Genomic DNA, 25,327 nt, shown 5'->3' with positions numbered 1-25,327 from the left:
TGACCGTCGTCGTGCTGCTTATCGTCTAACGCCATGCTCATAGATTGTCCTCTCACTGATGAGCACTGGACTTACACAGACCATCTGACACCCCCGCTTCCTTGGCCGACCCGGCTTTGTCCTCGCCGCCGCCGAGCACGAGGACCAGGGTCACCACGACCAGAACGACCACAACCAGCGCTGCCACGCCACCGATGATCAAGCCCAGCATCTTCTTGTTGGACTTGGGCGGCGGTGGGGGCCCGGCGGGCGGACCGAAACCGGGGCCTGCGACACCATGAGTGGCGGTGGCCGCGTATTGCTGTCCGGCCGGATACTGGGGAGCCGTCGGGTACTGCTGGGTCGGACCCGCGTTCGGGTACCCGGGCTGCGGTTGGCCGGGTACACCGGATGGACCGTACCCGCCGTCGATCGGCTGGAATCCGCCGCCGTATCCACCTGAATTCGTCATGCCACACTCCCCCTCGCAATCAGCAATCGTGCCACGATAACTGACGCGTACCGACCCTTCACCTCGGCACCCCCCGACCGAATGACGGCGGGCGTGTCACGCGAGCAATGCTCGGCTATCCCTCGGTGAACAAGGGTGGCTTCGCGGTCAGGTCAACAGAGCCGACGAGGTAGTCGTCGTTGACCGCGGTCCGTGTTGTGTCGGCGGCGTAGGACGGGGTGTAGGTCGCTTGCCAGGACACCGCTCCCGCCACATCGACCGTCGTCACCGACGCGGTCGAAAGTGTCCGGAACAATCCGGTCGTATCGCTGGGCGCAGTCCACCGCACCGTGCCGGGCACGGCCGAACGATTGAGGTGCTGCCGGCACCCCGGTCGGTCCACGGCAGCATCCGGTTCTCGAGAACCCGCGCAATAGTTGAGATGACGTTGCACGGCCTCGCTGACGGCGGCATGCCCGGCGGCCGTGAGTTCCGGATCGAGGCGAACGGTCGACGGTGGTTGAGGCCCTACCGGAAATGGTTGGCCGTCAGCATCTTTCGCGCCCACGTAGGGATCTCTGCTGCCCCACTCGCGAGGTCCGGGATAGACGTACACCGGCACGTTCGCGGTGATCTCGGTGCCGAAGAGCGTCGGGTGCGGAACGCGCGTGGGGGCCACACGTAGTTCGAGCACACCGTCGGACACCAGCCAGCCGCCGCCGGCCGCCACCGTACGGAAACCGACCTCCGCGAGGCGATCGCCGATGCGGTAGCGGGCGCTTACGACGCCGTCGGACACTGGTTCGGACACCACGATGTCGGTGATCGGGGCGAGGTCACGCTGTCGGCGCAGCACGTCGCCGCCGAGCAGCGCAGTCGACGGGGCGGGCGTCGTCACCGCGCGGGCCCGGTCGGCGTCGGCGTCGGCCAGCGCCTGCAGGTAACCTTGTACCGCATCGCCCGGCGAGCGCGGCATCCCGTCGGATCGCTGATCGTCCCTGGTCACGAGCACGAGGGTGATGACCAGAGCCAGCACCACAAGAACCGTGACACCGATTGCGATCCCGAGAACGACGGGCCTCGAACCGACAAACCACCGACCCCGTCGCGATGCGACAGGGTCGGTGGTCGGTGGGATCTCGGGTGCGCTCAGGAGTCGGAGCCGGCGGTCGAGGCCCCGGTCACCGAGCCGGTGAGCTGCGCCGCGAGCAACTTGGCGAACTCCGCGGGATCGTCGAGTTCGCCGCCCTCCGCGATCAACGCCATGCCGTAGATCAGTTTGGCAGTGTCCGCGAGCTCGGTCGGCTCACCGCCGGCATAGGCGTTGTTGAGCCCCACCACGAGCGGATGGTCGGGATTGAGTTCGAGTGCGCGCTTGGACTTCGGAAGTTGTTGTCCCGAAGCGCGATACAGCTTCTCCAGTTGTGGGGACATGGAGAAGGTGTCGCCGACCAGGCACGCCGGGGACTCGGTGAGCCGGGTCGACAGGCGCGCCTCGCTGATGTCGTCGGACAGGGTGGACCCCAGCCAGTCGAGCAGGCCCTCGAAGGTCTTGTTCTGCTCTTCCTTGGCCGACGAATCCGCCTCGTCGGAGTCGTCGTCGAGATCGACGGCGCCCTTGGCCACCGACTGGAACGTCTTGCCCTCGAACTCCGCGCCGCCGGTCACCCACATCTCGTCGACAGGGTCGTGCAGGACCAGCACCTCGAGGCCCTTGGCCTTGAACGCCTCCATGTGCGGAGAGTTCACGATGTGCTGTCGCGACTCACCCGTCATGTAGTAGATGGTGTCCTGGCCGCTGCGCATCCGGCCCACGTAGTCGGCCAGCGACGTCAGTTCGTCCTCGGAATGGGTGGATTCGAACGCCGACGCCTTCAGCAGGGCATCCCGGTTGTCGACGTCATTGACGAGCCCCTCCTTGAAGACGCGGCCGAAGTTCTCCCAGAAGGTGCGGTAGTCGTCGGGCCGGGATGCGCGCATGTCGCCGACGGTCGAGATCACCTTCTTGGTGAGGCGACGACGGATCGCCCGGATCTGCCGATCCTGCTGCAAGATCTCCCGCGAGACATTGAGCGACAGATCGGCCGCGTCGACCACACCCTTGACGAACCGCAGATACTCCGGCATCAGTTCGGCGCAGTCGTCCATGATGAAGACGCGCTTGACGTACAGGTGAATTCCGGTGGTGCGTTCACGCATGAACAGATCGAAGGGCGCCTGGCTCGGGATGAACAGCAGCGCCTGGTATTCGAAGGTGCCTTCGGCCTTCAGCGTGATGATGTCGAGCGGTTCGTCCCACGCGTGGGCCACATGCCGATAGAACTCGTGGTACTCGTCGTCGGACACCTCGTCCCGCGACTTCGACCAAAGAGCCTTCATGGAGTTGACGGTCTCGGTCTCGGTCACCGTGGTTGTCTGCGGCTCCTGCGCATCGTCCGCGTCGGCGTCATCCTCCGCGTCGGGGTCCTTCGCGATCGGGACGGTCTTCTCGACGTCCATCCGGATCGGCCACGCGATGAAGTCGGAGTACTTCTTGACCAGCTGACGGAGCTTGGCCTTGTCGGTGTAGTCGTACAGGTGGTCGTCGGTGTCGACCGGCTTGAGCGACAACGTGACCGACGTGCCCTGCGGGGCGTCGTCGACATCGTCGATCGTGTAAGTGCCATCACCCGCCGACTCCCAGCGGGTCCCGACCGACTCCCCCGCACGGCGCGTCACGAGGGTCACCTTGTCGGCGACCATGAAGGTCGAGTAGAAGCCGATACCGAACTGGCCGATCAGCTCCTGGGCCGCCCCCGTGTCACCCTCCTGCTTCGCTTCGGCGAGCGTGCGCCGCAACTCGGCGGTGCCCGACCGCGCGAGAGTGCCGATCAGGCCTATCACGTCCTCCCGCGACATGCCGATGCCGTTGTCGGACACCACCAGGGTGCGTGCCTGCGCGTCGGGGTCGAGCGTGATGTGCAGATCGGTGGTGTCGACGTCGAGGTCCGAATCGAGCAGTGACTCCAGGCGAACCTTGTCCAGCGCATCTGACGCGTTGGAGACGAGCTCACGCAGGAAGCTGTCCTTGTTGGAATAGACCGAGTGCACCAAGAGATCCAGCAACTGCCGGGTCTCCGCCTGAAATTCGTGAACCTCTGACCGAGTCGTCATCTCCGACCTCCACCTGTACCGCTCATCGCCGCCCGAGCCGTCGACGATGACTCCTATCTGACGGGTTCCGACTTTACCGAGACGACCGGAACCGACTCACGGCACCGTCACAACAACCAGGACTGGCCGTCGCATCACCCGTTACCCTGAAGGTGCTACTCGGCTCCGTTCGCCGCTGCAGGCCGGGCCGACCGAACAGGAAGCCAGGTGGATGGGCGCACCTCGACTGCTCTGCGTGCACGCGCACCCCGACGACGAATCGATGTGGACCGGGGGACTCATCGCACGTCACGCGAGTGCAGGTGGCGAGGTGGATCTGGTGATGTGCACCTGGGCCGACGGAACCCGGCGGGCCCGAGAACTCCTCGACGCGGTCACCGCGCTGAAGATGCCCCGACCCCCCATCATGCTCGGATATGCCGACGACCGTGTCCCGGAGTCCGCCCCCGACACACAGCGGTTCTGCTTCTCTCCCTTCGATGAACAGGTTCGGGCGCTTGCCGGACACATTCGCGCACTCCGGCCCGACGTGATCGTCACCTACGACGCGTTCGGGATCTACGGACATCCCGACCATGTCCACGCGCACCGCCTCGCGTGCGCCGCGGCCGACGCTGCCGCGTGCGGCACCTTGTACCGACGCTCCGGTCCGGCTTGGCAGGTTAAGTCGCTGTACTTCGCCACCATCGCCGAGTGGATGATCGAGGAAATAGCGGCGCTGCTGTTTCCGACAGTGCCACGAGAACAGCTGCCCGGCACTCCCGCCGACGCGATCGACGTCTCGATCGACGTGACCGACTTCCTCGCCGAGAAGTCGGCAGCCATCTCCGCCCACCGCACCGAGATCGACCGCAGCCGAACGATCGCGATGTTCATGTCGCTGCCCGACGACATCCGCGGGCGGTTGCTCGGATCGGAGAACTATCAACGTCGCGACCTGGTACCCGGTGGGTGCGACCTGGTCTGATCGCGTTGACGATCGTCGACTTGGGAAGCACGCTCGGCGCTCACACGACCACACACCCGACATCAATTAGCCCATCACCGAACTCAACGAGTCAGCGACCCACGCGCCGCCTGCGGCGGCGATCGTGGAGGCGGGAAGAGGGCCGTGGAGCGCGGCGCGGCGACGATGATCCACGAAAAATAGGGGAAGAAACTCGTCCCCTATCCCTGGAGTCCTCCCCGCGAATTTTCTCGCGGACGACTCAACAAGCAGGGGCAGAAAGTAGGGGAAGAACCTTCCCCGACTTTCAGTGGCCCGGCGCCTCGCTGACGTGGCCCGTTCACCTGCCCTTCGAGGCATCCCTCGGCCGGCGCCTCGGGCACCTCAGAGAGCGGTGGGGTGGTGGACGCTTATGTGCAGGTCAGAGCGCTAGTCACCGAACTCATCGAGTCAGTGGCGTGACCGGCGAGCGAAGACCGCTGGCCCGCTGCACCCGCCGATCCACCGCCGCTCGAACCACATCGGGCGTCGCGATGATGCGGACGGCCTTCTGTGCCCGGGTGATGGCGGTGTACAGGAGTTCCCGCGTGAGCAGTTCCGAACCCGTCGGCGGCAGTACCACGGTCACCCGCTCGAACTGGCTGCCCTGGCTGCGGTGAATGGTCATCGCGTGCACCGTGGTTGCCTCCGCGAGAGCGGTGGGATGCAGCATCCGGATCTCGCTGCCGCGTCGGAAGGCCACCCGCAACGCGTCGGAACGGTCCGGCGCCGGGAGCGAAGCGAGCGGGCCGAATGTACCCGGCGCCGGGAGCGAAGCGAGCGGGCCAGGGGTTCCCGGGTCGACGATGACCACACCGGTGTCGCCGTTGAACGTCCTGGTCTGCCGATCGTTGGCGGTCACCAGGATCGGTTGTCCCGCATACCATCCGACGCCGTCGCCATCGGCGTGTCCGAGCCATTCGGCGATCCGGCGCGACCAGCCGCGGACCCCCCAGAATCCCTCCCGGTGAGCGCAGAGAACCCGATGTGAATCGAGCGCGTCGACCGCCGCATCCGCGTCGGCGGCCAGCGCAGCGGTACGCAATTCGTCGCCCCACGAAATGACGTCGTGCCGTGTGGCCTCGAGTGCGTCGGGTGCCACGAGTTCGATGTCGGCCAGCCCGGGGTCGGTGAGCAGGTCGAGGACCCGCGACGCATCACCGGCGTTCACCGCCGCGGCCAGTTCGGCAATCCCGCCGGCGAAACGGTACTCGCGGCGCAGCGTGATGACTCCGTCACCGACCTCGTTGTCTGGCCCGTCAGCGGCGCCGGTTCGTTCCACGAGGTCGGCGAGAACCGCACCGGCATCCACGGAGGCCAGCTGGTGCGGGTCGCCGACGAAGATCACCCGTGCGTCGGGCCGCGCCGCTTCGAGGACGCGGCTCATCGCCGTCATCGAGAGCATCGAGGTCTCGTCGACCACGATCACGTCGTGGGGAAGCGAGTGTCCCCGACCGAACCGCGGATTCGAGCCGGGATACCACCCCAGCAGCGAATGCACCGTCACCGCCTGTGGTGGAGCACCCGACGGGAGGCCATCGTCTCGTAGAGACGCCGATGCCTGGAGTTGTGCGGCGGCACGGCCGGTCGGCGCGCACAAGCCGACCCGGAGTCCACCGCCGTGCACCATTCGCAGGACGGCGAGAATTCTTGCGACGGTGTAGGTTTTGCCGGTTCCCGGCCCACCGGCCAGGATCGTGGTCCAGCGCGTGGCCGCCACGACAGCCGCGTGCCGTTGCAGGTCGCCGGCCTCGTGATCAGACGAATCCGGCTTACCGAACACCTCGCCGACGGCTGTGCGCAATTGTGTCTGGTCCACCTCGGGCGCACTCTGTGATCGTGTGTGCAGGATGTCCCGGATTGCTTGTTCCTGACGAAAGTACTTCTGCAGGTACAGGAGTGGGCCGTCGTCGGAGGTCATCAGCACCAACGGTCGGAGCGGACCAGCGTCGGTACCGACCACCAGCGGACTGTCGAGCAGCTCGGTGATCAACTCTTCTCGGGGTGGCAGTGCGAGGGACGGATCGTCGGGAATATCGTCGAGTCGGTCGAGGGCGAGGCAGGTGGAGCCCAGTCGGACTGCCCGAATCGCCAGCGCGGTGCCGAGAAGCGCGGGGTCCGAGAGTCGTTCTCCGCACATTCGAACCAGGCGCTCGGTGATGTGCACGTCGGCTGGGGCGAGCACACCTGCGTCGTTCCAGCGACCCAGGATGCCGCGCGCGCCGACGACCCGGGTGAGGTCGCCGGTAGAGCGTGCGCGCTGGTCGTGGTGCGACGCCGATGCGCCCCCGTTCATCGGTCACCGGCCAATGCGTCGGAGATGTCGGTGATCAACTGCACGGCTGGCTTCCACTCGAACACACCACAGCCAGGCGGGGTGTCGGGACCCGCCATTCCGCGGACAAAGTGGTACTGGACCGGACCGAGGTGGTCTGCAGGTCGGTAATCGGCGAGTCGCCATCGCAGATATCGATGCAGCGCAACTGAATACAGGAGAGCCTGCAACGGGTAGTGGGACTTGATCATCTCGGCGGCCATGGCGTCGGAATCGAAGTCTTCCACGACGAGGTCACCCGGTCGGAGTCGGTTTGTCTTGTAGTCGACCACCACGAACCGGCCGTCGGGAGTGCGCAGCACCGAATCTATGCTGCCGGTCAGATACCCCCGCAGGCGGTGCCGCGGAAGCTGTCCCAGCACTTCACAATACGGCCGCAGCGGGTCGTCAGCGGCGAGATGACGCCTCATGAGGTCGGCTATCGCGCCGACGGTGGTACCACCGTCGGCCGTTTCCCCGGAACCAAGCGGGAGTTCGAAATCCAATTCCGACAACCGGTTTCGGGGTTTGATCGACCACAGATCGCCGAAGCCGAGCGGAGTTGTCAGCACACCGGACAGGGCGTTCGCCAACACGTCGAGATCGACGGCGCCGCCCCGCACATCCGCCGAACGCGCACACAACTCGCGAACATGCGCACGCATGTCCGGCGCCGAGGTGTCGACGTACTCGAGTACCTCGTGGACAAGGGTGCCAAAGCTCGCGCCGAAGGGCAGACCGGACATCGGCGAAGGCGTTCCAGGCAGTGCGGTCGTGTCAGCGAACTCGGGTTCCGCCGTGTAATCGAGGTCTGCGGCAACCGGTTCGTCGTCAAGAGCCGTGTCGAGGCGGGCGCCGTCGGTTTCGCTGCCGGTCTGGATCGCGGCCTGCACCTGGGCACTCCCGTGCGGGATCGGCGCGGGCACGTCGGCGTGTCCCACCGCGGCGACGATCGCCGAGTACGAGGTCCTGCGCCACTCCTGATCGATCGGTCGCTCGAACGCCGCGACCGCCAGGTCGGGTTCGGGCTCGGCATCGGCGTCGGGCAATCGCTCGACACCCGTCGGCCGACCCGCCGGGGACACCTCGATCAACGGATTACGTTGCGCGAGTTCCCGAATCACGGCCACACACTGATGGTCGTCGGGCACGTCCACGGACTGCGCGACGGTCCAGGTCGGCTCCGTCGTGTGACCGTCGTCGTCGCGGCCCGCGTCCGCACGGCCGAAGATCAACCGATGCAGCGGGCCAGTCGGGGTGGTCGCGGTGGGAGCCCACCAGAGGACCGCCTGCGACTGCGCGCGAGTGAGAGCCACGTACAGCAGTCGGAGATCTTCCCCGGCGACCTCGGACGCATACCGTGCTCGCCGGTCGTTTCGACCCGGCGCCGCGGGTCCTCCGACGTCGAGCATCCGGTCGCCGTCGTCGTCGTGGTAGGTCAGGTCGCCGTCGTCGTCGATCCACGTTCCGTCCCACCCGAACGGCGCGTACACGATCGGGAACTGTAAACCCTTGCTGGCATGCACGGTCATGATCGCGACGGCATCGGTGTCGCGATCGAGGCGGCGACTCTGATCCTCGTGGCGCTGCCGGCGTGACGTGTCGGCGATCCGGTCCGTCAACCATTCGACGAGACCGCTGATCCCCTCGCCGGATTCGACGACGTGCCGGTTGCACAGCGCCGACACCTGCAGCAGATCGGTCAGCAGCCGCTCACCGTTGTGAATTCCGAGTACCCGTGCGGACACCTGCTGCGCGGCGATCAGCCGCTGGGCCATCGCAGCGAAGCCCACCTGCGTCAGGAGGTGACCGAGTGCGGCGAATTCGGAACCGAGTTCGGCGGTCCCCGCTTCGGCGTCGTGCGCCAGCCGCTGTGGGGTCCACCCGAGCAGCGGGGTGAGTGCCGCCAAGCGCACCCGATCAGGGCGCGAGGGCTGCTCGATCGCACGCAACACCCACAACCAGTGTTGTGCAGCGATCGTCTGGAACACCGTCGACCCCGACCCGATGACGGCGTTGACCCCGCGCTGGGCGAGCTCGGCCTGCAACGGCTCGATGGTTTTGTTCGAGCGGACGAGAACCGCGATGTCGCCCGGCTCGACCGGCCGTCGCTCGCCCTCCACCTCGATGGTGAGTCCGGCGGTCAGTGTGGCGGTGATGTCGTCGGCCACGTCGACGATGACGCTTTTGCGCGCGTTCGGGGCGGAGGGCACTCCGAAAGAGTTGAGGGAGCTGAAGTCCTGCCGGGTGAACACCCGGATCCGCAACGGGCACACGGCGCTCGCCGCAGAGTGCAGACGGGAGCCGGAAAAGGCGGCCTCGACGGGGCGCACGACAATGTCGGGATGGCCGAGCGTCGCGCCGCCGTACAGGGTGGACAGCGCCGACACCAGTGCCCCGTCCGACCGTCGATTGGTGTCGAGGACTCGCAGGGTGTCCGCCGATCGGACCGCGGAGAGGTAACTCAGCACCTCTGCCCCGCGGAAGCCGTAGATGGACTGCTTGGGATCGCCCACCAGGATCAACGTGCGGGTCCCGTGGAAGCATCGCCGGAGAATCTCCCATTGCAGGGGGTCGGTGTCCTGGAACTCGTCGACGAGAGCCACGTCGAATGAGTTCCGGATGCGGCGACACGCTGCTTCACCGACGTCTTTGTCGGTGATGATCCGGTGAAGGATGGTCTGCAGATCGTCGTAGGTGCGCAACCGCGACGTCCGTTTGCGGGATTCGACGATCTCACGCACCTTGGTCGCGAATCGGACGCGCATCCCCGCTACTCGTCCGGCCGCCCGGCCGGTGTCGAGTTCGGTGGGGTCGGGGGCCAAGGTCACGGCAGGCTGCCGCACGGCCGACCGCGCGATGTTCGTGGCCTGCTCGAAGGTGAATTCCGGTGCGTCGCTTGCCGAGAACCCGCGTAGGTAGAGATCGAGAGCGGCCTCGTCGGTGAGATCGTCGACCTCTTCGACGATCTGGTAAACCATTTCGCGTTCGCCCAGGAAGCCCAGGGTTTCCAGCATCCGATTGCAGAAGGTGTGAGTGGTCGCGATGGTGGACGCATCGAAATCCGACAATGCCCGCACGAGATTGTCACGGCGCGATCGCACGGCGTCTTCCGTTCCGGTCGCAAGCAAACGTTCCAACGGATCAGGAGATGAGCGTGCGGCCTCGGGATCGGCGAGTCTGTCGAGGAGACCACGAACGCGTTCGCGCATGCGTTCCCGCAGTTCGGCGGTCGCCGCACGGCTGAAGGTGACCAGCAACATCCGGGAGATGGGCACGCCATCGGCAAGTTGTCGTGCTGCGAGTCCGACGATCGCGTACGTCTTGCCTGTGCCCGCACTCGCTTCGAGGACGGTGGTGGCATCGGGCAGACTCTCGGTGACGTCGAAGGGGGCCGGGACGTTCATCGAATCCCTTCCGCGCGCTCGAGCAGCGGCTGCCAGATTCGGCGGGCGAGACCGCAGAACAGCGGTTCCTCCGGGTCGAGGTCGAGGGCGTCGGCAACCGTTGCGTCCGCAGGACGACGCACGATCACGTCATCGAAGGCGACGGTCGCCAGAACGTCCCCGCCGAGGACCAGCCGGACACTCGGATCGCGATGCGCACCATAGCGATCGGCGAAGCTTCGTTCTGCCGCACGCAGTCCCCACTCACGTCGGCGGCCGCCTGCGTCGTGCTGGGCGAATGCCTGCGCCGCGTCCAGCGGCAGCGGCAGCGGCGTGCGCAGCCCTTCGTCGCGAATCCGGACGAGATCGTGCAGAGTCGCGACGGCGTCGTCAGGCGGGGTGAAGGTCACGCGGGCGGCACCTGCACCGCCGACGGCGCGTCCGACGACGATTCCGGTGGTCATGCGTCCCGCGGGAACACTGCCCGACGCCGCACCGGCAGCGACGGCGACGATCCGAATCCATTCGGTGATCAGAGCTTTCGCCTTCAGCCGCGAGTAGGTGGCCGTGACGAGTCGCGTCCCGAACACATTCGGGACCGTTCCGAATACTCGGCGCCCGTCCGGCAGCGTGACGTCGATGTCGAGCATCGCCGGTGATCCGGTACGCACATCCGCGACGGCCTGATGCAGATTCTGCGCGACCTGAGAGATCCGAGACAGGGTTCGAGTTCCGAATGCGAAGGGCGGCAACGTACCTCGTCGTAGTTCCGCGGCCTGGCACTCCTCGATGGTCGCGCCGGTGAGCATCCGCGACAGGAACCGGTCGCCGATACCCCACGCTTCCAGCGGATCGAGTGCGACGTCGAGTTGATCGTCGTGTGCGCGTTCTTCTCTCGGTACTCGGGTGCCCAGACGCTGCCGCAGGAAGCCGGCAATCGTATCCACATGGAAGTCGATCAGGGCGTCGAGATCGATGTCGGTCTCCGCCGGATCGGCGGCCGCCTCGTCGAGCGGCTCGGCCGCTGCCATCGGGCGGGTCGCCTCGGTCGGGTTGCGCAGGGCAAGGGCACCCTCGAGCAGGGTGGCATCGTGGCTGAACGGCGCGGCGACTCCCGGCAGCGCACCCGCGATGAAGTTGCGCCGATCGAATCCATGAAGCGTGTGATGCCGGACCGGATCCTCATCGGCGTCGATCAGCGTCGAGACGGTGTCCACCAACTCACTCACCACGACGGCAGGTGGGATGCGTCGGCCCGACACCGGGTCGGCGCCGCTGTAGAACACCAGCAACGATTCGCCTGCCGCGCACATCGCGTCCAGGAAGCACTGGCGGTCCTCGTCGCGTGGGTTGCGTTCGCCCACAAGCGGATCTGTGCCCAAGACATCGTCGCCGTCGACTCGTTGGACACGGGGGAAGACCTCGGCGTCGATGCCGAGGAGCACGATGACCCGGTGCGGTACCGAGCGCATGGGCACCATCGTGCAGACCGTCAGTTCGCCGGTGCGGAAATTGGATCGCGTCGGTCGTCCGGCGACCAGGGCCGAGATCAGATCGCGTACATCGGGCAGGCGCAGCAGCGTTGCCGCGTCCCCGTTGTCGCTGTCGCGGTCTTCGCCGAATGCCTCGGTGATCAGCCGGATCGTTTGTGCGCGTTGCCAATCATCGACAGGGTCGGTCGTCGTCATGGTGTCCACGATGTCGATGAGCGCCTCGCGCCATCGGGCTGCCGGAGCGCTTCCGCTCAGTTCGTCCAGAACCGCGGACAGGCGTGCCATCAGTTCCGCGAACCGGCCGGCGAGGTCGATCTCGGTACTCTCCACCCCGGCCAGCGGCAGCGCGGTGCCCAACCACTCGCCGTCTTGTTCCTCGGCCACTGCGCCCAGCGTGATCCGGTCGAGGCCCGATTCGAACGTGCCCTGCCCGAATCCGGCCAGGCCGAACCGAGCACGCTGATCGACGTCGATCCCCCATCGAATGTTCCCGGTGGCCAACCATTCTCGTAGGCGGTCCACCTCGCTGTCGGTGAAGGCGAACCGCCTCCGAACGGGCTCGTGCCCGATGAGATCGATGACTTCTCCCGCTCTCACTCGACTGGCCGCAAGCTCGACGACCGCGGCGACGACGTCGAGGATGGGATTGACACGGCGGATCGTGCGGTCGGCGAGTCGGACGCGCAGCGCGAATGCGGGATGCGACAAGCCTGCTTGTCCAAAGGCCCCGCGGATGAGTGGCGCGAAGGTCTCGACATCGGGACACATGACGAGAACATCGCGAGGCTGCAGGGTCGGGTCGGCGGCGAAAAGATGCAGCAAGCGGTCGCGGAGGACCTCCACTTGACGCTCGGGACCATGACATGCGTGAATCTCCACCGACGAATCCGGTTGTACTGCAGAATCTTCGAGCCGATCGTCGCGAAGGCCGGTTTGCAGGGCGCCGAGCAGTGTCCGGGGTGCTGCGCTGCGTGCGGCATGATGGATGTCCTCATCGGCCGACGGGAGCAACCGGGCCTGCAGTTCTTGCACGTCGCGCGACAGGCTCGCGAGCAGCGGGTGCCCGACCGGCACCTCGGGACGGTCGGTGCGTCGTGGTGGTGCTGTGGCGTCCGGATCGACGACCGCTGCCAGTGCGTCCCACAGTGCGGGGCTCGGATGGGGCAGAAACAGGTGCACGTCGTGGTGATGCGAGGCCGCGACGATGATTTGACGGAACTCCTCGGTGATCCGGGTGGGACCGAAGATCGAGAACCGCTCGGGCAGGCCACCCGCGGCCGGATCGTCGCGGAGACGTTCACACAGTTGCGGTAACGATTCCGCGGGATGCGGCCGGCCGATCTCGTCACGCAGAGCGCGCCAGAAGTCGGGCTGCCATTTGAGGTCGGACGCGATGGGGCCGCCGGCGCCGTCTTCATCGCGTCCGTTCGCCCAGGCGGCGACCATCGACGGCCGGGTACGTCCGTAGCGTTCGAACAGATCGGCCAGGTGCCGGGCAGTGGCGAACCGGCGTCCGACGCGGGGCGAGGCGTCGTCGCCTGCGCCGATGTGTCGCGCGATCACGGCCAGCGCGGGGTCGGTGATCCGGCGGTCGAGCACTCGCAAGACCGGCCAGACGAGGGCTGCGGCACGCCACGGCTCGTCGACCGGCAACCGAGGTTCGGTTGCCGCGTCGCCCTGTACCGCTGCGACGATCGTGTCCACCAGGTGCGAGGGTGACGAGAAGTCGATGTTGGCCGCGATGCCGTCGGCATTCGACGGTCCGCAGCCGAGGCGGCGGGCCAGGTGCTGCTGCAGCCACCGCTCGACACCGACCGCAGGCACGGACACGATCTCCGCCTGCATGGGGTCGGCGAGGGGTGTTGCGATCAGATCGGCCAGTGCGTCGGCCAGGGTGTCTGTTCGCTCCGCGCGGTGCAGAAACAGCATGTTCGTCGGCGGTCAGTTGACGGTCGTGGACCGGCTCGCGTGAAAGGCCACCGGCTCTCCGAGACGGCCGCCGAGCATCTCGCGCATATCGTCCGAAATCGGTTTCGGTCGGCCGGATGCGGGATCGATGACGACCATCGTCGTCTCCGCAGAGGCGCACAGGACTCCCCGATCGTCGAAGAGGCGCAGGGCCATAACGAACGACGACGTACCGACTCGGCTCACCGCACTGCGCACGCAGATCGGCTCGGCCGTGTATTCCAGAGGTGCCGAGAACTGGATGTCCTGCCTCGCGACCAGCATCGAGAAACCCTCGGGCCGCTGCGGAAGCCAGTCCGCGAACGATCGGACCCGAGCTTCTTCGAACAAGCGCGCAAATTGCACGTTATTGATGTGGTTGTTGATGTCCATGTCGCCCCAGCGCAGCTGCAGCGGAATGTCGAGGTGGTAGTCGTCGGCCACCCTTGGCACATTAGCGACGTCGGCCGACACGATCGCACCAACCCCGACACCAGCAGTCCGACACACCCGTACGCGAACGACGGGTCACAACGTCTCACGAGGTCGTACACTCACGCGCGGGGAGCATCAAGGGCAGGGGACGAACGTGAACATCGACACGCCGCGCACCCGCCTGCGACCGTTGGGCCCCGACGACGTCGAGGATCTGGTTCACCTCGACGGCGATCCCGAGGTCATGCGGTATGTCAGCGCAGGTGTACCGACGTCCCGCGCGGTGATCGAGGAATGGGTGCTGCCTCGTGCCGAGGCAGAACGCGTCGCGCACGGGACCGGAATGTGGTCGATCGTCGATCCGGCGTCGTCGTCGTTCCTGGGGTGGGTGTCGTTGCGGACGCCACGCCACAGCAACCGCACCGAGTTGGAGCTCTCCTACCGGCTCAGACGTGCGGCATGGGGCCGAGGTCTTGCGACCGAGGCGTCGCGTGCGGTTCTCGCCTTCGCCTTCGGCCACCTCGGGACAGAACGGGTCTTCGCCGGGACCATGGCGATCAACGTGGGCTCACGACGCGTGATGGAGAAGCTGGGCATGAGCCTCGCCGCCATCCATGTCTCCGACGAGCGTTTCGACGAGCTGTCCCCACCCCCGTCGGTCCTGGGTTTCCTGGCCGATGGCGGTTTCGATCAGGCCGAAGTCGAGTACGAGATCGTCCGGGCCCAGTGGACATTCTTCACCTCGCGATGGTCCGGTTCGACCGACCTCACCGCCTGAGTGGTGCTCGACGCGAACAACCCAGCATCATTGACTACCGTTAGTGGTTGTGCGGCGTGATCGCGACGGATCCGCCCGCGACGATCGAGTCCCACGATTCGAGCCAGAGGAGATGTTCTCGTGAGCAGCCCAACCCCGCACTCCCGTAAGCGTGTGGTCATCATCGGCTCCGGCTTCGGCGGTCTGTTCGCTGCCCAGCGACTGGGCAAGGCCGATGTCGACGTCACCCTCATCGCCAAGACGACCCACCACCTGTTCCAGCCGATGCTGTACCAGGTGGCGACCGGCATCGTCGCCGAGGGTGAGATCGCACCGGCGACCCGCGTCGTGTTGCGCAAGCAGAAGAACACCCGGGTACACCTCGGCGATGTCTTCGAGATCAACCTCGAGGCCAAGACGGTCACGTCGCGGCTACTCGAGCGAGTCACGGTCACTCCCTACGACGACCTCGTCATTGCGGCCGGAGCCGACCAGTCGTACTTCGGGAACGATCATTTCGCCGAGTTCGCACCCGGTATGAAGACCATCGACCATGCGCTCGAACTGCGCGGCCGCATTCTCGGCGCATTCGAGCAGGCCGAGCTCTCCGACGATCCCGCCGAACGCGCCAAGCTGCTGACCTTCGTGGTGGTCGGTGCCGGGCCGACCGGCGTCGAACTGGCCGGTCAGATCGCGGAGATGAGTGACAAGACCCTCAAGGGTGCGTTCCGCAACATCGACCCCACCGAGGCGAGGGTGATCTTGCTCGACGCAGCGCCCGCGGTGTTGCCTCCGTTCGGCGAGAAGCTGGGCGGCAAGGCGGCGAAACGCCTCGAGCGCATGGGTGTGGAGATCCAGCTCAACGCGATGGTCGTCGATCTCGACTACGACGGCCTGGTCGTCAAGGAGAAGGACGGCACCACCCGTCGCATCGAATCGCAGTGCAAGGTGTGGTCGGCCGGCGTGCAGGCGAGCCCGCTGGGCAAGCAGCTCGCCGAGCAATCCGGCGTCGAACTCGACCGTGCGGGCCGCGTGAAGGTGCAGCCCGACCTCTCACTTCCGGGTCACCCGAACGTGTTCGTGGTCGGCGACATGATGGCCGTCGACGGCGTGCCCGGCGTGGCGCAGGGCGCAATCCAGGGCGGACGCTACGCGGCCGACGCGATCAAGGCCGAGCTGAAGGGCCACACCCCCGACGAGCGCAAGCCGTTCAGTTACTACGACAAGGGCTCGATGGCCACCATCTCCCGGTTCAGCGCGGTGATGCAGGTCCCGATCCCGGGCACCAAGAAGAAGTTCGAGACCGAGGGCTACTTCGCGTGGCTCGGCTGGCTGGCCCTGCACCTCGTGTACCTGGTGGGCTTCCGGAACCGGTTGAACACGCTCGTCAACTGGTTCTTCGCGTTCACCACCAAGGGCCGCACGCAGCTGGCCGTCACCGAACAGCAGGTCTACGCGCGTACCGCGATCGGCCAGCTCAGTGAACTCGAGAAGAAGTCGATCGAGGAGACCGAGGCGGAATCGGCCGGGGCGACCCCGGAACCCGAGAAAGCCGATGAGTCCAAGCCGGCTGAGGAAAAAGCCGAGGCCAGCTGATCCGGTCCACACTGGTCAGCAAGGTAGTCACCAGGACTTCGGGTCAGCGACCCACCCGCCGACGTCGTCGGCGATCGTGGAGGCGGGAAGAGAGTGCGGCCCCGTCGCCGAAACCGCAATCGTCGCCAGAAACCTTCGGTGTGGCCAGAAACCGCTGGTGCGCCCGGGTTTCTGACCAGACACGCGGTTTCTGCAATTGCGACATGCCCACCAGGCGACTCTGCGGTCGGCAACTCTTACCCGAATCGAGCGGTCGCCGCGTCGGATGGCTGAGATCGGGCCCCGCAGCGGGGTCCTCGGGGAATATGCCGGAAGCCGACGCTGACAGGCCCGATCTCAGTCACCGATCGGCGGTCTTCGCCCTGCGTCGAACGCAATGCAGGCACACGCGCCCAAATAAACTAGGGGAAGAGAGTTCGTCCCCTACCCTTGGTGTCCTCCCCCGGAAATTTCTGGCGGACGACTGTGAAACCCGGGGAAGAAACTCTTCCCCTAGATTTTGCTGGCACGAGGGCATCCTGTTCCCCCAGGTCAGAAGGCTGGTCACCTAACTCTTCGGGTCAGCGACCCACGTCGTCGGCTCGCCAGGCCCTTCGAGCTCCGCTCGCACCTCAGGGAGCGGTGAGGGTGTCGCGTTTCCGCAGGTCAGAAGGCTGGATGCCGGGTCAGGTGAGGACGGCTCGGGTGTCTAGGGCGTCGTACAGTGTCCGGCACCGGGCGGCGGTGTCGGCCAGCGCTGTCGTCAGGGTGCCGCCACCGGCGAGGGAGAGGCGCGCCACGAATTCGTTCGGGTCGACGTCGTCGCCGCGGGTGTCGGGAAACCGGAACACGCTTCCGAATGCCCGGTGCGTGGTGGGGACCCCGGGATGTTCCCCGATGACCGTCTGATGACGCAGTAGCGGGTCACCGTCGAGGTCGACGGTGAGAGCGCCCTGCCACGAACCACCCGCATCGACCACTTGCCGATCCACCGATCGCCGACCGATCTGCGCGCGTTCGTGGATCGCGACGGCGGCGTCGGATGCAAGATGGGCGATCGTCCGGGACCTGTGCTGCGCACCGGCAGCAACTATCGTCGGTTCCGGGTCGACGACGAGCAGGCCACCTTCGCCGACCGTCAACTCCCAACGGGCGGTCGAATCGGCACGCCCGACCGATGGCAAGGCGATCGTCGCGGCGACCGAACGCACCTCGAGGTGGGCGCCCGGGGCGACCTCTACCCGCACGGAGATGTCGTCGCCACCGAGCGGGGTGGCCGCTGCACCGACGAGGTGGATGGTGTGACGACCGGTCTGACGCACCGTGATCGCGCCCGTTGCGGTGATCCGCGGTGACCTGTCGGGCCGGGCGGTGATCGTCACCTCGGTCTGCATGATCCCCTCAGGCCGACACCGTGGCGAGTTGCGTCCGGACCCACGCCAGGACGTCGCCCGCGGTCGGGTCCTCGGTCAACGAGATCATCGCCGTCGGCCGTCCCTCACGGACCCGTTCGGCATCCGTGCGCATGACGTCGAGGTCTGCATTCACCCGCTCGGCGAGGTCGGTCTTGTTGATGACGAGTAGGTCCGAGTAGGTCACGCCCGGACCACCTTTGCGCGGCACCTTGTCGCCGCCCGCCACATCGATCACGAAGATCTGGACGTCGACGAGCCCGGTGGAGAAGGTCGCGGTCAGATTGTCGCCGCCGGACTCCACCAGGATGAGATCGAGCGGCGGGTTCTTCTCGACGAGGTCGTCGATCGCGTCGAGATTGGCGGTGATGTCGTCGCGGATTGCGGTGTGGGGACAACCGCCGGTCTGGACGGCGGCGATCCGCTCGTCGGGCAGCACAGCGTGCCGTCGGAGGAAGTCGGCGTCCTCGGTGGTGTAGATGTCGTTGGTGAGCACGGCTACCGACAGTTGGTCGCGGAGTTCGCGGCACAATGCCGCCACGAGATGGGTCTTGCCGACGCCGACGGGACCGCCGATCCCGACGCGCAGCGCCTCACCGGGTTCGCGACGTCGCCGGGGGCGGTCGAGGTCGTGCGAATGCGGCTGGCCATCCATCAGATGCGGGGGCATGGGGTTCTCCTCTGCGTTGGTTGTCCGTCGGTCGAGACTCGGTCAGGAAGCGAACAGGGGCATGGCGCGACGCTCGTGCCGTTCGGCGAACACGTCCATCGTAGGGTCGGACAGGTCGGCCGGCTCGACAGCTGCTTGCGCCGCGATGCGCTCGCAGGCCACACCCAGATCGGCGATGACGAGTGCGACGTCAGCCGGGTCGAGCGCCAGCAGACGCTGTCCGGCGGTGGCCGCCCCGCTGGTGGTCGTGTACGCCAGGATCAGCGCGGTGTGGAAACCCGAAAGCGCACACAGGGATCCGATCGAGCCGACGATCACCGGATGATGGGTGCGCGGGGTGTGCTCGGCCCACTCGGTGTCGGGCCACATTCGGCGGGCCAGTCGCAGCATCCCGCGGCCCTGCGCGTAGGACGCCTTCCTTGCGGCGGAAGACGGTGTGCGCGCGTCCATCTCACGCATCGCGGTGGGGACGTCCATGGTCGCGTCGGCCACCGCCGCCGCGATCGACGCGGCGACCAGGCCGGTGGTCGCAAGCCGACGGTGCAGATGGCGCGAGAGGTCGTCGACGGTGCGGATGTGCCCATCGCTGATGGCCTGTTCCACCCCGCCGGAATGAACATGGCCACCCACCGGCAGTCGCGAGTCGGCGAGCGTGAGCATCATCGCCAGTGGCGAGTTGTCGTACCGGCCGGTGTCGCGAGATGCGTTTGCGGAAGTCATGTCGGATTGGGACTCAGAAGAGGAAATACCGTTGGGCCATGGGCAATTCGGAGACCGGTTCGGATTCCCACACCTCGCCGTCGACGCGCACGGTGAAGGTGTCGGGGTCGATTTCGATGGTCGGGCACGCATCGTTGTTCGGCATGTCCGCCTTGCCGGTCGAGCGGGTGCTCTTCACCGCGACGAGCCGACGGTCGAGGCCGATTCGGCCGGCGAGGTCGTCGTCGCATCCCGGTGCGACGAAGCTGACCGAGGTGGCCGCGGCGACCTTGGGCGCCGCCCCGTACATGGGACGGGGAAAGACGGGTTGCGGTGTCGGGATCGAGGCGTTGGCGTCGCCCATCGCCGCCCACGCAATCGCGCCGCCCTTGATCACCACGTCCGGACGCACGCCGAAGAACGCGGGATCCCAGAGCACCAGGTCGGCGAGTTTCCCGACCTCGACCGACCCGATCTCGTCGTCGAACCCGTGCGCGATCGCCGGACAGATCGTGTACTTCGCCACGTACCGCTGAGCGCGGGTGTTGTCGGCCGCGCCGTCGCCGGCCAAGGAACCGCGTTTGCGCTTCATCACGTGGGCGGTCTGCCAGGTACGCAACACGACCTCACCGATCCGCCCCATCGCCTGTGCGTCCGAGCCGATCATCGAGATGGCCCCGAGGTCGTGCAGCAAGTCCTCGGCGGCGATGGTCGACGGTCGAATCCGGCTCTCCGCGAACGCAAGATCCTCCGGCACGGTCGGATTGAGGTGGTGACACACCATGAGCATGTCGAGGTGCTCGTCGAGAGTGTTGACGGTGTGCGGCCGGGTCGGATTGGTGGAACTGGGCAGCACGTTGGGGTAAGCGGCGACCGTCATGATGTCGGGCGCGTGACCGCCACCGGCACCCTCGGTGTGATACGCGTGAATCGAACGCCCCGCGATCGCGCCGAGCGTCTGCTCGACGAACCCCGCCTCGTTCAACGTGTCCGAGTGCAGCGCGACCTGGACCCCGGTCTCGTCGGCCACCCGCAGACAGGCGTCGATCGCTGCCGGGGTACTCCCCCAGTCCTCGTGAAGTTTGAAACCCGATGCGCCGGCCCTGATCTGCTCGTGCATCGCCTCCGCGCTCACCGTGTTGCCCTTACCCAGCAACGCGATGTTCATCGGCCAACCGTCGGTCGCGGCGAGGATCGAACTCAGGTGCCACGCACCCGGGGTCACTGTGGTCGCCTTGCTGCCCTCGGCGGGTCCGGTGCCGCCGCCGATGAGCGTGGTGATTCCGTTGCCGAGTGCCTCGTCCATGATCTGCGGACAGATGAAGTGGACATGGCAGTCGATCCCGCCGGCGGTGATGATCTTGCCGTTGCCCGCGATGATCTCGGTGGACGGTCCGATCACCAGGTCCGGATGAATCCCGTCCATGGTGTCGAGGTTGCCGGCCTTACCCATCGCGACGATGCGTCCGTCACGAATACCCAAGTCCGCCTTGATAATTCCCCAGTGGTCGAGGATCACGACGCCGGTGATGACAGTGTCGGGGGCGCCGTCGGCGCGGGTGGCCCGGCTCTGCCCCATCGATTCCCGGATCACCTTGCCGCCGCCGAAGACCGCCTCCTCGCCGGCCCGGCCCGGTCCGCCGCTGCGGTCCTCGGTGACCTCGATCAGCAGATCGGTGTCGGCGAGGCGAATACGGTCGCCCGTCGTCGGGCCGAACAACTGTGCATACCGCCCGCGGTCGAGTGTCGCCACGTCAGATCCTTCCCGGTGGGTCGAGCGAGATCCCGTGGACCTCTCGGGTACCACCGAGCGGTACGACCGTGACGGTCATCTCGATGCCGGGCTCGAAGCGCACCGCCGTGCCCGCCGGGATGTCGAGCCGACAACCCCGAGCCGCGGCGCGGTCGAAGTCGAGCGCCGCGTTGGCCTGCGGAAAATGAACGTGGCTGCCCACCTGGACCGGCCGATCGCCGGTGTTGACCACCGCGAGGGTGACGCCCTGTGCACCCTCGTTGAGCTCGATCGTGCCGGGTGCAGCGATCACCTCGCCGGGTATCACGGATGAAATCCTCTCCGCCGGTTGCGATCCCGCCATCAACGCCTCCTCGCCTCGGTGTTGCCTCGCATGTGTCGACGTCGACGGTCAGTCGATCGGGTTGTGCACGGTGACCAGCTTGGTGCCATCCGGGAATGTCGCCTCGACCTGCACGTCGTGCAGCATCTCCGGCACTCCGTCCAAGACGTCCTCGCGGCGCAGGACCTCGCGTCCGGAACTCATCAGCTCGGCCACCGACCGGCCATCTCGCGCCCCTTCCAGGACGTGGTCGGTGATGATCGCGACTGACTCAGGATGGTTCAGCTTGAGGCCCCGACCTTGTCGTCGTCGGGCCAGTTCCGCCGCATACGAGATCAGCAGACGTTCCTGTTCATGCGGCGACAGTCGCACCGATATCTCTCCTGTTCCCGCCGGACACTGCGTCGGCCCGCACTCCGCGGTGGCAGAGGTGGGCAATGGAGTCATCCTGCCACGGAGTCGGCGTCATGGCTCGGTGAGCGGTTCGGCCCGAATCCCGGCGGACGTGCATGCGAGTCAGTCGGCGAGGGCGCCACCCTGCGACCGCAGTTCAGCGAGACGCGCCGGAGTGCACAACGGCGCGATCGCGGCGACCTCATCGGGGGTGAAGGCTCCGGCAGCCACTCCCCGGCCGACGACGAGGGCAAGCGACATCGCGGTTGCCGGCTCGTCCATCACCTCGCCCGAACTGCGTTCGAAATAGGCCTGGAGCCGTGCCGCGGCCGTCGGCATCGCAGTGCGGAAGAAGCCGATCACCGCCATCCATCTGGTGATCAGGTGGCCCGGGTGCATGTCCCAGCCTTGGTAGAAACCCCGCTCCAGCGACCTGGTGACCAGCGCGTGGTGGCGCGACAGCGCCGCGGCGACCTGATCGGGGTCGCCCACCGGGACCACTTGGGTGGAGCCGTCACTCACCCACACCCCGGTCTGCGCCGCGGCAACCTGCATCACGGACTTCGCGTGGTCGGCTGCAGGATGGGCCAGCGACTGCTGCGCGGAGACGATGCCGCACGCGGCGCTGTAATCGTAGGTGCCGTAATGCACGCCGCTGATTCGGGGCCGGCCCCGATGAATCGCCTCGGCGACTGTCGCCCGACCGTCGGCACCGAGCACCGCCTGCGGGATCTCCACCTGAAGCTCGTAACGGAGCGTGCCATCGGAAATCCCGTGGGCGCGTTCGAGATCCGCGCAGATCAGGTTGACGGCGTCCACCTGACGGACGTCGCGCAGCTTGGGCACTGTGAAGACGAAACCGTCCGGAACCCCTCCCGCGGCGTCGAGCACCAGTTCCAGGGTCCTGATCCCACGCGCACGTTCTAGCGCGCCGAGGCCCTTCGCGCGGATCCCCGCGACCCGGGGCGTGTGTGGGCGGTCGGCGACCCAGGCGGCCAGCGTCTCGCCGGCACGCCGTGCGTCGGCATCCTCGACGGCGTCGGGTCGTCGGCCGTATCCGTCCTCGAGGTCGATGCGCAGATCGACGATCGGGTTGGACCGCAGTCGCGCGCGAGCGAGGTCGATCACCTCGGCCGTGGCGAGACCGCCGAGGGAGGCCGCGGCGGCGTCGGCGATCGCCAGTGCCTCGACACCCCACGTGGCGGGGGTGCCGGCCTCGGCGTCGGCGGCAGACACATACACCGTGTGGATCGGTTGAGAGACCGCGTCGTCGCCGGGGAAAAGGCGATCGAGGTCGGCGTCGACATCGTTGAGGATCGTCTCGACCGCCGATCGGGTGTCCGCGCGCAGCCCTCGATGGGCGTCTGGTCGCGGTTCACTCACCCCGGTCATCCCTCGGAGGGCAGCTCGATGTTCTGCAGACGAACCTGGCTGCGAGCCAGCAGCCGGTCACGCTCATCGGTCATCTCGACAGCCCACAACTGCTGGCGGCGGCCACGATGGATCGGTGCCGAACGTGCGGTGACGACACCGGAGCTGATCGACCGGAGGAAGTCCGTGTTGTTGTTCACCCCGACTGCGGTGCCGCCGATCCCGGCTTCCTGCAACCAGAAGTACCCGCTCATGCTCGCGACACTCTCGGCGACCGCACAGTAGACGCCGCCGTGGACGATCCCGAAGGGCTGGTGGTGCGCTTCGGTGATCTCGAGCGTCGCGTGAATCCCGTCGGCGCCGACCTCGACCGGCGTCAGGCCCAAAACGGCATCGAGGCCGCGACCGATCGACTCCCGCACGGCTTTCTCTGTATCCACTGTCATGAGTCCAACCCTGTCACGACTGTGTCGAGAACGTGAATGGGCCGAGAACGTGAATGAGCGGGGAACGTCCATGCCGGCTCCGACGTTGAGTTCCCGACCATGGAAAACGGCCTCAAGAGACCGGTAGGCCCCACGTTTCGGATGAAACGTGGGGCCTACCGTGGCGTGGACCGGGGGTCTCTGCAGCCCTCAGGACACTCGCGCGGTCCGACGTGACTCTTAATGTAGGCTAGCCTTACCAATCCTGTCAAGGGCGGTTCGAAAGGCGAGTCGAGATCGGTCCCGACACCCACGTCAGGCACCGGATTTGACCGCGAATGCGGCGAGTAGGAGATACGACAGTAAAATGCGAAGGATGAATGGCTTGGGCGATCTGGAGCGTGCCGTCATGGACACGTTGTGGGCGAGTTCCACACCGCAAACCGTGCGTCAGGTGCATGCCACGCTTTCGCGCGATCGCTCGCTGGCGTACACCACCGTCATGACGGTGCTGCAGCGCCTTGCGAAGAAGAATCTGGTCACCCAGATCCGTGACGACCGGGCCCACAAGTACGTCCCGACCCATCCGCGCGAGGACCTCGTCGCCAGCCTCATGGTCGACGCGTTGAGCGAAGCCGATGCTCCTGGATCCCGCCACGCCGCCCTGGTGTCGTTCGTCGGTCGCGTCGGCGCCGATGAGGCCGCCGCGCTCCGCCATGCGCTCGATGAACTCGAAGCCGCACGCGGAGCTCCGGAAAACGGCTAGATTTTTCCCAGTACCTCAACAGCCCACCGCTAGGACCGCCAGATGACCGCCCTGCTTTTCGGCATCCTCACCTTGGTGCTGGTCGGCCCTGCCCCTGAGGCGCTCTCGCGCGCCAAGTGGCCGGTCCGCGCACCACGTGCGGCGATGACGCTATGGCAGGCGATCGCGCTGGCCGCCGTCTTGTCGGCATTCAGTTGTGGTCTGGCGATTGCGGCGAATCTGCTCGCACCCGGCCCGGACGGCACCCCGACGACACATCCGCTGCACGAGATCGAGCGGATCGGTCTGCCGCTGTGGGCGGTATACGTCGGTGTGTTCGCACTGACCCTGCTCATCGGGGCGCGACTGGCGTTCACCACAATTCGTGTCGGCCTGCGCACGCGAGCTCGGCGTGCCTCCCACCGCCAACTCATCGACATCCTCGATCGCTGCGATCGACGTGACGCATCCGATCCGCTGCACGCCCGCGACGTCCGGATGATCGACGTTGAGCAGCCACTCGCCTACTGCCTGCCGGGTTTGCGTCAACGCGTCGTCATCTCCGAGGGTGTGGTGCACCGACTCACCCGTGATGAACTCGTCGCGGTGATCGCGCACGAACGCGCACATCTGCGCGCCCGTCACGACCTGGTCCTGGAAGCGTTCATCGCACTTCACGAGGCATTCCCGCGGTTCGTGCGCAGCAGCTCGGCGCTCGGAGCAGTGCAATTGCTCGTCGAGGCGCTGGCCGACGACCAGGCGGTCCGGGCAACCACCCCCACCACGCTAGGTCGAGCTCTCGTCGCCTGTGCCGACGCCGTTGCTCCCCGCGGCGCCATGGCCGTGGGTGGTCCGACGACGCTGGCTCGGGTGCACCGGCTCGCCGACGACCGGCCCGCGCGCGCAGTGGCAGTGCTCGCCTACTGCGTTGCCGCCTCGATTCTGGTGGTCCCGACGCTCGCGGTCGCCATCCCCTGGCTCACCGAACTCACCCGCTTGCTGTCCGCCGCCTGACAGGGCGGAGGCGTCGAGGCTCGCAGGTCAGCCGCAGGACGGGCACCA

General features: G+C 66.7%; 20 protein-coding genes. 5 read left to right on the top strand and 15 right to left on the bottom strand.

From position 1 onward, the window contains the following. Positions 1-52 precede the first annotated feature (52 nt). The 3 genes from ACWDTF_RS18425 to htpG all read right to left on the bottom strand — a co-directional run bounded on the left by ACWDTF_RS18425 (position 53) and on the right by htpG (position 3,583). A complete protein-coding gene (locus tag ACWDTF_RS18425; protein WP_449754803.1) occupies positions 53-451 on the bottom strand; it encodes a hypothetical protein in 399 nt (132 codons plus the stop codon). A 115-nt stretch (positions 452-566) separates the two neighbouring features. Further along, positions 567-1,436 carry a hypothetical protein gene (locus ACWDTF_RS18420; RefSeq protein ID WP_355272860.1) on the bottom strand — a complete coding sequence of 290 codons (870 nt, stop codon included), beginning with the start codon at positions 1,434-1,436 and terminating at the stop codon, positions 567-569. A 143-nt stretch (positions 1,437-1,579) separates the two neighbouring features. Then, on the bottom strand, positions 1,580-3,583 hold the full coding sequence (htpG, locus tag ACWDTF_RS18415; RefSeq protein WP_240857134.1) for a molecular chaperone HtpG: 2,004 nt from the start codon (positions 3,581-3,583) through the stop codon (positions 1,580-1,582). A 211-nt stretch (positions 3,584-3,794) separates the two neighbouring features. On the opposite strand from htpG, the gene ACWDTF_RS18410 reads away from it, so the two are divergent. Next, the gene (locus ACWDTF_RS18410; protein ID WP_240857135.1) at positions 3,795-4,550 is read left to right on the top strand and encodes a PIG-L family deacetylase; all 756 of its coding nucleotides are present in this window, start codon (positions 3,795-3,797) and stop codon (positions 4,548-4,550) included. Positions 4,551-4,971: 421 nt separating this feature from the next. Here ACWDTF_RS18410 and recD read toward each other — a convergent pair whose 3' ends face one another. Genes recD through ACWDTF_RS18390 form a run of 4 tightly spaced genes read right to left on the bottom strand, consistent with a single transcriptional unit; the run spans position 4,972 to position 14,152 of the window. Then, positions 4,972-6,864: an exodeoxyribonuclease V subunit alpha gene (gene recD / locus ACWDTF_RS18405; protein ID WP_449754802.1), complete on the bottom strand. Its 1,893-nt coding sequence runs from the start codon at positions 6,862-6,864 to the stop codon at positions 4,972-4,974. Next, a complete protein-coding gene (locus tag ACWDTF_RS18400; RefSeq protein WP_433254728.1) occupies positions 6,861-10,289 on the bottom strand; it encodes a UvrD-helicase domain-containing protein in 3,429 nt (1,142 codons plus the stop codon). The genes recD and ACWDTF_RS18400 overlap by 4 nt, the downstream gene beginning before the upstream one ends. Further along, a complete protein-coding gene (recC, locus tag ACWDTF_RS18395) occupies positions 10,286-13,690 on the bottom strand; it encodes an exodeoxyribonuclease V subunit gamma (RefSeq protein WP_449754801.1) in 3,405 nt (1,134 codons plus the stop codon). Before recC ends, ACWDTF_RS18400 begins: the two co-directional genes overlap by 4 nt. A gap of 12 nt (positions 13,691-13,702) precedes the next feature. Beyond that, entirely contained in the window at positions 13,703-14,152 is a 450-nt protein-coding gene (locus ACWDTF_RS18390; RefSeq protein WP_240857139.1) for an acyl-CoA thioesterase, read from the bottom strand. Positions 14,153-14,297: 145 nt separating this feature from the next. Here ACWDTF_RS18390 and ACWDTF_RS18385 point away from each other — a divergent pair, with 145 nt between their 5' ends. Together ACWDTF_RS18385 and ACWDTF_RS18380 are read left to right on the top strand one after the other, a co-directional pair. Next, positions 14,298-14,921: a GNAT family N-acetyltransferase gene (locus ACWDTF_RS18385; RefSeq protein WP_240857140.1), complete on the top strand. Its 624-nt coding sequence runs from the start codon at positions 14,298-14,300 to the stop codon at positions 14,919-14,921. A 120-nt stretch (positions 14,922-15,041) separates the two neighbouring features. Beyond that, on the top strand, positions 15,042-16,496 hold the full coding sequence (locus tag ACWDTF_RS18380; RefSeq protein ID WP_240857141.1) for an NAD(P)/FAD-dependent oxidoreductase: 1,455 nt from the start codon (positions 15,042-15,044) through the stop codon (positions 16,494-16,496). Between the two features lie 665 nt (positions 16,497-17,161). On the opposite strand, the gene ACWDTF_RS18375 is transcribed toward ACWDTF_RS18380, so the two are convergent. The 8 genes from ACWDTF_RS18375 to ACWDTF_RS18340 form a co-directional block, all read right to left on the bottom strand. After that, positions 17,162-17,869 (bottom strand): urease accessory protein UreD, encoded by a 708-nt coding sequence (locus tag ACWDTF_RS18375; RefSeq protein ID WP_433254736.1) that lies wholly within the window; start codon positions 17,867-17,869, stop codon positions 17,162-17,164. Positions 17,870-17,876: 7 nt separating this feature from the next. Further along, entirely contained in the window at positions 17,877-18,557 is a 681-nt protein-coding gene (ureG, locus tag ACWDTF_RS18370; RefSeq protein WP_240857144.1) for an urease accessory protein UreG, read from the bottom strand. A gap of 42 nt (positions 18,558-18,599) precedes the next feature. Beyond that, positions 18,600-19,277: an urease accessory UreF family protein gene (locus tag ACWDTF_RS18365; RefSeq protein ID WP_433254739.1), complete on the bottom strand. Its 678-nt coding sequence runs from the start codon at positions 19,275-19,277 to the stop codon at positions 18,600-18,602. Between the two features lie 13 nt (positions 19,278-19,290). After that, on the bottom strand, positions 19,291-21,009 hold the full coding sequence (locus ACWDTF_RS18360) for an urease subunit alpha (protein WP_449754800.1): 1,719 nt from the start codon (positions 21,007-21,009) through the stop codon (positions 19,291-19,293). Position 21,010: 1 nt separating this feature from the next. Beyond that, positions 21,011-21,352, bottom strand: a complete 342-nt coding sequence (locus ACWDTF_RS18355; protein ID WP_240857147.1) for an urease subunit beta — start codon at positions 21,350-21,352, stop codon at positions 21,011-21,013. A gap of 48 nt (positions 21,353-21,400) precedes the next feature. Continuing rightward, the gene (locus tag ACWDTF_RS18350; RefSeq protein ID WP_240857148.1) at positions 21,401-21,703 is read right to left on the bottom strand and encodes an urease subunit gamma; all 303 of its coding nucleotides are present in this window, start codon (positions 21,701-21,703) and stop codon (positions 21,401-21,403) included. 144 nt (positions 21,704-21,847) lie between these two features. After that, positions 21,848-23,116 (bottom strand): DUF6986 family protein, encoded by a 1,269-nt coding sequence (locus ACWDTF_RS18345; RefSeq protein WP_355272881.1) that lies wholly within the window; start codon positions 23,114-23,116, stop codon positions 21,848-21,850. Continuing rightward, positions 23,113-23,541 carry a PaaI family thioesterase gene (locus tag ACWDTF_RS18340; protein ID WP_240857150.1) on the bottom strand — a complete coding sequence of 143 codons (429 nt, stop codon included), beginning with the start codon at positions 23,539-23,541 and terminating at the stop codon, positions 23,113-23,115. The genes ACWDTF_RS18345 and ACWDTF_RS18340 overlap by 4 nt, the downstream gene beginning before the upstream one ends. A 346-nt stretch (positions 23,542-23,887) precedes the next feature. On the opposite strand from ACWDTF_RS18340, the gene ACWDTF_RS18335 reads away from it, so the two are divergent. After that, positions 23,888-24,286, top strand: coding sequence for a BlaI/MecI/CopY family transcriptional regulator (locus ACWDTF_RS18335; protein ID WP_240857151.1), 399 nt, complete (start codon positions 23,888-23,890; stop codon positions 24,284-24,286). A gap of 42 nt (positions 24,287-24,328) precedes the next feature. Further along, positions 24,329-25,279, top strand: coding sequence for a M56 family metallopeptidase (locus tag ACWDTF_RS18330; RefSeq protein ID WP_240857152.1), 951 nt, complete (start codon positions 24,329-24,331; stop codon positions 25,277-25,279). The last annotated feature ends 48 nt before the right edge of the window (positions 25,280-25,327 follow it).

It is taken from the genome of Gordonia sp. NPDC003422, assembly GCF_053588675.1.
The sequence above is the reverse complement of the archived record's forward strand: the minus strand, read 5'-3'. Positions and strand labels throughout refer to the sequence as shown.

Excerpts from the sequence above, each read along its gene's own strand:
- ACWDTF_RS18425 (WP_449754803.1), bottom strand. The coding sequence starts at position 451 with ATGACGAATTCAGGTGGATACGGCGGCGGATTCCAGCCGATCGACGGC.
- htpG (WP_240857134.1), bottom strand. The coding sequence starts at position 3,583 with ATGACGACTCGGTCAGAGGTTCACGAATTTCAGGCGGAGACCCGGCAG.
- ACWDTF_RS18410 (WP_240857135.1), top strand. The coding sequence starts at position 3,795 with ATGGGCGCACCTCGACTGCTCTGCGTGCACGCGCACCCCGACGACGAA.
- recD (WP_449754802.1), bottom strand. The coding sequence starts at position 6,864 with ATGAACGGGGGCGCATCGGCGTCGCACCACGACCAGCGCGCACGCTCT.
- ACWDTF_RS18400 (WP_433254728.1), bottom strand. The coding sequence starts at position 10,289 with ATGAACGTCCCGGCCCCCTTCGACGTCACCGAGAGTCTGCCCGATGCC.
- recC (WP_449754801.1), bottom strand. The coding sequence starts at position 13,690 with ATGCTGTTTCTGCACCGCGCGGAGCGAACAGACACCCTGGCCGACGCA.
- ACWDTF_RS18375 (WP_433254736.1), bottom strand. The coding sequence starts at position 17,869 with ATGCAGACCGAGGTGACGATCACCGCCCGGCCCGACAGGTCACCGCGG.
- ureG (WP_240857144.1), bottom strand. The coding sequence starts at position 18,557 with ATGCCCCCGCATCTGATGGATGGCCAGCCGCATTCGCACGACCTCGAC.
- ACWDTF_RS18365 (WP_433254739.1), bottom strand. The coding sequence starts at position 19,277 with ATGACTTCCGCAAACGCATCTCGCGACACCGGCCGGTACGACAACTCG.
- ACWDTF_RS18355 (WP_240857147.1), bottom strand. The coding sequence starts at position 21,352 with ATGGCGGGATCGCAACCGGCGGAGAGGATTTCATCCGTGATACCCGGC.
- ACWDTF_RS18345 (WP_355272881.1), bottom strand. The coding sequence starts at position 23,116 with ATGACCGGGGTGAGTGAACCGCGACCAGACGCCCATCGAGGGCTGCGC.
- ACWDTF_RS18340 (WP_240857150.1), bottom strand. The coding sequence starts at position 23,541 with ATGACAGTGGATACAGAGAAAGCCGTGCGGGAGTCGATCGGTCGCGGC.
- ACWDTF_RS18335 (WP_240857151.1), top strand. The coding sequence starts at position 23,888 with ATGCGAAGGATGAATGGCTTGGGCGATCTGGAGCGTGCCGTCATGGAC.
- ACWDTF_RS18330 (WP_240857152.1), top strand. The coding sequence starts at position 24,329 with ATGACCGCCCTGCTTTTCGGCATCCTCACCTTGGTGCTGGTCGGCCCT.